Origin of the sequence: Caldimonas sp., from assembly GCF_046289365.1 — a bacterium.
Classification (GTDB): Bacteria; Pseudomonadota; Gammaproteobacteria; order Burkholderiales; family Burkholderiaceae_C; genus Caldimonas.
Genome location: NZ_JBKBVU010000152.1, coordinates 1 through 7,446 on the forward strand (window position 1 = coordinate 1; position 7,446 = coordinate 7,446).

A 7,446-nucleotide genomic window follows, 5' to 3' on the forward strand; every position below is an offset into this window, starting at 1 on the left:
GCTGCGACGGCGCTAAGGTGGGGCCATGGCGAAGCACAAGGCGGCGGCCGCACGCACCCCGGAGAAGCTGCGCAAGAAGGACTACCTCGAGCGGCTGGCGCCGCTGCAGCTGGCCCTGAGCGAGGTGGAGCGCTGGGTGGCCGCCACCGGCCAGCGCCTGCTGGTGCTGGTGGAAGGCCGCGACACCGCCGGCAAGGGCGGCGTGATCCATGCCATCGCCGAAACCCTCAACCCGCGCCACTGCCGCGTGGTGGCGCTCGACAAGCCGAGCGAACGCGAGCGCGGCCAGTGGTACTTCCAGCGCTACGTGGCGCACCTGCCCGCGGCCGGCGAGATCGTGCTGATGGATCGCAGCTGGTACAACCGCGCCGGCGTGGAGAAAGTGATGGGCTTCTGCACCGACGCCCAGTACACGGCCTTCCTGAAGCAGGTGCCGGTGTTCGAGAAACTGCTGGTGCAGGACGGCATCCGGCTCGCCAAGTACTGGCTGTGCGTGGACCAGGCCCAGCAGGAGGAGCGCTTCGCCGAGCGCGCCAGCGACCCGCTCAAGCGCTACAAGCTCTCGCCCATCGACCTCAAGGCCCGCGCGAGCTACGAGACCTACACCCGCGCGCGCGAAGCCATGCTGCAAGCCACCCACACCCGGCATGCACCCTGGACCCTCGTGGACTTCAACGACCAGCGGCGCGGCCGGCTGTCGATGATCCGCCACTGGCTCGGCAGCCTGCCATGGAATGCCCCGGAGCCGCCGATGCTGGAGCTGCCTCCGCTCACCCACCCGCCGAAACGCGAGCGCTATACGGTGCTGGAACCCATCCCTGACCGCTCCGAGGACAGCAGCCCGCCGAGGCCGGCCCGATCCCGAGGCCGGGCGGGTGCGGCGTCTTGATCCATGAGACGCCGGCCCGCCAGGCTGTTCACGAAGCCCCCACCGCGGCCCAGCCCGGAGGGTGGGAAGATGGGCAGGGGGAGCACGGACTGATGCCCGTCGAACACCGGGTTCATCACACCAGCAAGGAGGAGGAGGCATGCATGGCAGCATCCGCATGGATACCCAGCCCTGGGGCAAGCGCCGGGAAGATGGCGCCTTCCACCCGCTGGCCGACCACTGCCTCGATGTGGCAAGCACCTTCCGGGCGCTGCTCGACGCCCCCGGGATCGCCCGGTCGCTCCCACGCCTCGACCCCGCTCAGCGCGAGCGCCTGACCGTCCTCGCCTTCCTGCACGACTTCGGCAAGTGCAACCGGGGCTTTCAGGCCAAGGCCGACCCGGCCGCCAAAGAGACGGCCGGCCATGTGCTCGAAGGCGTCGCGCTGCTGTGGAATCTCGGGGAGCTGTGGCCGTCGGGCTGGGAAGCACTGCTCGGCGACATCGCCGGCTGGTTCAAGGACGGGGAGCAAGCGATGCAGATGCTGCTCGCCAGCCTCTCCCACCATGGCCGACCGGTTTCGGAGAGCGACTACGGAAGAAACGAGGCTGTCAAACGGAAAGCCCGCGAGTGGTGGACCGCAAGCGGCGGCTACGACCCGCTCGCGGCGCTCGATGCCCTGGCGGCCACCGTGCGGGAAGCCTTCCCCCAGGCGTTCCAGGGCGAGGCGGCGCCCATCGACGCCACCCCCGCACTGCAGCAGCGTTTCGCCGGGCTGGTGATGCTGGCCGACTGGATCGGCTCGGACACGCAGTTCTTTCCCTACCGGCAGAGCCCGGAAGAAGACCGGCTGGCGCTGGCGCGGGCGGCAGCGCAACGCGCCATCAAGCGCATCGGCCTCATGCCCCCGGCCAGGCGCGAGCCCAGGCCGTTCGAGGCCACCTTCGCGTTCCGCCCCACGCCGCTGCAGGCCGCGCTGACCGGAGAGATCACACCCAGCGACGACACCCGCCTGCTGCTGGCCGAATCCGACACCGGCTCGGGCAAGACCGAGGCGGCGCTGGCCTGGTTCTTCCGACTCTATGCGGAGGGCAAGGTCGATGGACTGTACTTCGCCCTGCCCACCCGCGTTGCGGCGCGTGAGCTGTACGCCCGCGTGCTGAAGGCCGTGGAAGCCGCCTTCGATGAGGAACATCGCCCCGGCCCGGTGCTGCTGGCCGCGCCGGGCTATGTCAGAGCGAACGGCGAATCCATACCCACAACACTGACCAACCCCGACGGCACGCTGTGGGACGACAGCGCGCAGGACCGCCAACGCGAACGCCTGTGGTCGGCCGAACGGCCCAAACGCTTCCTTGCCGCCCCCATTGCGGTGGGCACCATCGACCAGGCCCTGCTCTCGGTGCTGCAGGTCAAGCACAGCCTGCTGCGCTCGGTGTGCCTGGACCGCCATCTGCTGGTGGTCGATGAGGTGCACGCCTCCGACCCCTACATGCGCGAGGTGCTGAAGGCCCTGCTGCAAGGCCATTTGGCGCGGGGCGGCTGGGCGCTCTTGCTCTCGGCCACGCTTGGCGAATCCGCGGCGGCGGCCTACTTCGGGCGCGAGCCCGCGCCGCTGCAAGCGGCCATCCAGCGCCCCTATCCGCTGCTGTCGGGCATGCGCAGGTCATGGCCGATGCCGTCCGCGCGGCATCGCAGCATCGAGGTGGAATGCTCGCCCACGCTGAGCGACGACGCGGCGCTGGTGCCGGCGCTCATCGCCGCGCTACAGCAGGGCGCTCGCGTGCTGGTGGTCTGCAACACCGTGGCCCGGGCCAACGCGCTGTTCCGGCTCGTGGAGACCACGCTCGAACGTGACCACCCCGCGCTTCTCACCGCGCTGTTCCGGCTCGATGGCCAGCGCTGCCCGCACCACGGGCGCTTTTCCCGCGCCGACCGCGAGCGGCTGGATGCCGCCGTCACCACGCAACTGGGCAAGGGCTCGCCAGCCGGGCCGAAACTGCTGATCGGCACGCAGACGCTGGAGCAGAGCCTCGACATCGATGCCGACTGGCTCGTCACCGATCTCGCGCCCATGGACGTGTTGATCCAGCGCTTCGGACGCCTGCACCGGCACGACCGCGCCCAGCGCCCCGCAGGCTTCATGCAGCCGCGCGTGCTGCTGCGCATCCCCGAGCGCGAACTCGACACCTATCTCACGAGCGATGGGGCTCTGCGCGGCCCGGCAGGCCTCGGTTCGGTTTACGCCGATGGCCGCGTGCTGGCGCTCACCCTGCAATCGCTGCAAGCACAGCCCCGGATCGAGTTGCCGGCCCAGGCGCGGGAACGCATCGAGCACAGCACGCACCCGGCGTGCTTGGCCGCACTGCCCGCCCCGTGGCCGAACCACGGCGCCATGATCGAAGGCAAGGAACTGGGCGAAATCCGCCAGGCGCTGCGCTCGGTGCTGGACGAAAAGCCCTTCGGTGAGCTGCATTACCCCGACAAGAGCGAACGCATCCTCACCCGGCTGGGACGGCCCACTTTCGAGATTCCGCTGGCCGCTCCGGCCCGGTCACCTTTCGGCGCCAGCATCGACCGTGTGGCCATTCCCGCGCACTGGCTCGATCCGAAATCCGTGCCGGAGCAGGCGAGCGCCGAACCTTGCGCTGGCGGTTTTCGTGTCTCACTCGGTGCGACAGAGCTTCGCTATACGCGTTTTGGCCTGGAGAAACTGGAGAAAGACGATGCATGACCTGCTCCACGACCCCTTGATTGGCGTGCACACGCCAGAGGGAACGCAGCGCCTGAGCCTGCCCGAGCTGCTTGCCGCCCTGAGTGCCGGGCACGTGGAGGGCTACACCGGCCTGCGCGCCCATCAGGCCGACCCCTGGCACGTGTTTCTGGTGCAGCTGGCCGCCAGCATCCAGGCGCGGCGGCCCACCGACGCCCTGCCCACCGATGCCACCTACTGGCGCGAGGGCCTGCTCGATCTGGCCGACCAGATCCCCGAGGCCTGGCAACTGGTGGTGGAGGATGTGACCAAGCCCGCCTTCCTGCAGCACCCGTGGAAAAGCTGGCAGGCCGAGGCGGGAGATTACGGCGTGAAGACCAGCCGCGGACAGACCGTGTTCGACCCCAAGGCCAGCTCGCCGGATGAGCTGGACGTGCTGGTCACCGCCAAGAACCACGACGTCAAGATGGCGCGCGTCGGGACGGACACCGTGGAAGCGTGGCTCTTCGCCCTGGTGGTCTTGCAGACCACCAGCGGATTTCTCGGCAAGGGGAACTACGGCATCGTGCGCATGAACGGCGGCTTTGCCAGCCGCAGCATTGCGGCCTGGGTGCGAGACAGCACTCCGTCTCAACGCTTCATCGACGAGGCGAAGGCGCTTGAGCGGCTACGGGACAACGTCTGTCGCGAATCACGCTATCTGCCGCGCGGCGTCGTCCTGACCTGGCTGACCCACTGGAACCGCAAGCAGCATCACCTCACGCTGAGCCAGCTCGAACCCTGGTTCATCGAAGCCGCCCGACCGATCCGCCTCTGCCGGCTTGCCGATGGACGCTTGGTGGCACTGGGGGCTACCAGCGAGGTTCGGCAGATCGGCCCCAAGACGGTCGAGAACGGCGACATCGGCGACCCCTGGACCGCCATCAACGTCAGCGACAAGAAGAAAGGTCGATCCGCCCTCAGCCTCTCCGCCGATGGCTTCACGCCCCAACGCCTGACCGACCTGCTGTTCGAGCAGGGCTTCGAGCTCACACCGCTGCAACGGCCGCCATCGGGTGAGGGCGATGGCTGGTTCGTGGCGTCCTGCCTGGTGCGTGGACAGGGCAAGACGGAAGGCTTCCATCGCGCTCAGGTCCCGGTCCCCGCGAAAGCGCGCCGCGCCCTGCTGCAGAAAGCGAACCGGGAGACACTGGGCAAGCTTGGGCAACAGCTGCTGGGCGACGCCAAGGACGTACAACGCGCCCTGGCCACGGCATTGACGGTCTTGAGCGAAGGCGGGCCGGACAAGGCGGATTTCGAACGCGTCGAGGCATGGATAAAGGCGGCACGCGCCGGCTTTGCAAAGACCTGGGAACCGCACTACTTCCCCACGCTCTGGCGCGGCGCCGATGAAGACCACGAGGCCGTGCGCCGCGACTGGCAGCAGCGCCTCGTCGATGCCGGCCAGGCCCTGCTCGACGAGGCCGCCACTCGCCTGGCGCTGCCGTCCAACCGGCGCTGGCGGGCCCTGACGCAGGCCGAAAGCGCCTGGCGCGGCATGTTGCACAAGGCCGGCCTGCCCCTGCCGGGCCGCGCCACCACCGAACCCCCCGAACCCGAGGAGCAAACGGCATGAGCGAACCTGCCCCCACATCCCCCAAGGCATCGAGCCTCGCCAGCACCGTGGGCTGGCTGGCGCACGCGATCGAAGCCGAGCGCTACCCCAATGGCGACCGCGCCGCGCTGCGGCGCTGGGCCCCCGGGCAACCGCTGCCACTGGCCTTCTACCGCCTGTGGCTGCGCCAGATGGACGGGGAGCTTCCGGGCGAGGCCGCGACCGAAGCCTGGATGCTGCTGGCCTGGAGCCTTGCCACACTGGGCACGGAGGCCCATACGCCCGGGCGCCCCTGGGGGCAGGCGCTCGCCGAGAGCAGCTTCGCCGAGGGGCGATTGGAACGATTGCTCTCCGCCCCCGACGACGTGCGCGCGGACCTGTTCATGGCCTCCGTGCGCTTCCTCGCCGCCAAGGGCGAGCGCTTCGACCTCACTGAGGCCGCCCGCTTCCTGCTCACGGCGGATGCGGACAAACGCGAAGCCGTGCATCGCCGCATCGCGCAAGCCTTCTACCGCCACCTGCCGAAGAACGACTGATCCTATCGCCAAGGAGCCACCGATGTTTCTCCAGATCCACACTCTCACGGCCTACCCCGCCAGCCTGCTGAACCGCGATGACGCGGGATTGGCCAAGCGCATTCCCTTCGGCAACGCCGTGCGGCTGCGCGTCTCCTCACAGTGCCTGAAGCGGCACTGGCGCGAAGACCTCGCCCCCCGGCTGCCCGAACTTCCGGACGGGCAGCGCACCCGTTCCTTCTTCACCCGCACCGTGCTGCCGCGAGCCGTCGAGGCTGGCGTGCCGCAGCCCCTTGCCGAAAGCCTGATCGAGCCACTGGCGAAAGCCGTGATCGACGGCGGCGTCAAGGAAGGAGGCGATCTCAACCAGCCCGTGCTCTTCGGCCTGCGCGAAGCCGACTACTTCGTGCAGCTGCTGCGCGAAGCCAGTCAGGCCACCGACCCGAAGAAGGCGCTGGAAGAACGCCTGAAATCCCGGGAGGAGAAGGACAACCTCAAGGCCATGAGCAAGTCGGCCGCCGGCCTCACTGCCGCGCTCTTCGGCCGCATGGTCACCTCCGACCTGCTGGCCCGCGTGGATGCGCCGGTGCATGTGGCGCATGCCTTCACCGTGCACGCCGCCAGCACCGAGATGGACTATTTCACGGTGGTGGACGATCTCAACCGCGAGGACGAAACCGGCGCGGCGCACGCCAATCAGACCGAACTCGGTGCCGGCCTGTACTACGGCTACGTGGCCGTGGACGTGCCGCTCTTGGTCTCCAACCTCTCCGGCTGCGAAGCAAAGGACTGGAAAAGCCAGGACGGCAGCACGGCCCGGCGCGTGCTGGAGGCCCTGATCGACAGCATCCTGCGCCAGAGCCCCGGTGCGAAGAAGGGCAGCACCGCGCCCTATGCCTGGGCTGATGTGCTCTACCTCGAAGTGGGGAACGGCCAGCCGCGGGCGCTCTCCAACGCCTTCCTCGACGCCCTGCGCCCGGAAGGGAAGAGCGACCTGCGCAACGCGGCGCTCAGCCGCCTGGCGGCCTATGTGAAGCAGCTCGACGAGATGTACGGCGGCCCGGCCGAAGGCGAGACGCGCCAGCTCTCCACCACGCTGGAGCAGCCCGCGCATCTGCCGCCGAAGCAGCCGGTGCCGCAGGCCGTGGCAGCGGCGCTGGATGCGATCTTCGGCTCCAAGGCATGAGACCATGGGCATGGACGTGCTGCTGCTGCGCCTCGATGCGCCCCTGATGAGCTTCGGCGCCGTGGTGGTGGACCAGAATAATCCGGTCTGGCGCTTCCCCGGCGTGGCCATGCTCACCGGCCTGCTGGGCAATGCCCTGGGCTGGGACCACCGCGACACCGACCGGCTGCAGGCCCTGCAGGACCGGCTGCGCTTCGCCGCCCGCTGGGATGCCGAACCGGAGTTGCTGACCGACTACCAGACCGTGGATCTGGGGCAGGATTTCATGGTCGGCACCGGCTGGACCACGCGCGGACACCGGGAAGACCGTGGCAAGGGGGCCGCCACCACCGGCACCCATATCCGCTACCGCGAACACTGGGCCAACGGTGTGGCCACCATCGCGCTGACACTGGACGGGGAAGGCGAGCCCGACCTTGCGGCCCTGGAGCAGGCGCTGCGATGCCCCGCCCGGCCGCTGTTCCTCGGCCGCAAGCCCTGCCTGCCCGCGGGCCCCTTGCTGCTGGGGCGCCGCAAGGCAGAGGGGGTGCGGGCCGCGCTTGCCGCCGAGCCGCTCGCCGATATCGGCCC

Annotated in this window: 6 protein-coding genes; all 6 read left to right on the top strand. The window is 69.3% G+C overall.

The window, feature by feature from the left end; translation table 11 throughout:
• Positions 1-25 precede the first annotated feature (25 nt).
• Complete coding sequence (gene ppk2 / locus ACK42S_RS13415; RefSeq protein ID WP_409708376.1) at positions 26-889, top strand: polyphosphate kinase 2; 864 nt, start codon at positions 26-28, stop codon at positions 887-889.
• A gap of 139 nt (positions 890-1,028) precedes the next feature.
• Positions 1,029-3,602, top strand: a complete 2,574-nt coding sequence (cas3, locus tag ACK42S_RS13420) for a CRISPR-associated helicase Cas3' (RefSeq protein WP_409708379.1) — start codon at positions 1,029-1,031, stop codon at positions 3,600-3,602.
• Positions 3,595-5,196, top strand: a complete 1,602-nt coding sequence (locus ACK42S_RS13425; RefSeq protein ID WP_409708382.1) for a type I-E CRISPR-associated protein Cse1/CasA — start codon at positions 3,595-3,597, stop codon at positions 5,194-5,196. Before cas3 ends, ACK42S_RS13425 begins: the two co-directional genes overlap by 8 nt.
• Positions 5,193-5,711: a type I-E CRISPR-associated protein Cse2/CasB gene (gene casB / locus ACK42S_RS13430; protein WP_409708386.1), complete on the top strand. Its 519-nt coding sequence runs from the start codon at positions 5,193-5,195 to the stop codon at positions 5,709-5,711. Before ACK42S_RS13425 ends, casB begins: the two co-directional genes overlap by 4 nt.
• Before the next feature lie 22 nt (positions 5,712-5,733).
• The gene (gene cas7e, locus ACK42S_RS13435) at positions 5,734-6,876 is read left to right on the top strand and encodes a type I-E CRISPR-associated protein Cas7/Cse4/CasC (RefSeq protein WP_409708389.1); all 1,143 of its coding nucleotides are present in this window, start codon (positions 5,734-5,736) and stop codon (positions 6,874-6,876) included.
• Positions 6,877-6,880: 4 nt separating this feature from the next.
• Positions 6,881-7,446, top strand: a 566-nt coding sequence (cas5e, locus tag ACK42S_RS13440; RefSeq protein WP_409708392.1) for a type I-E CRISPR-associated protein Cas5/CasD, incomplete at its 3' end; no start/stop codon positions are given.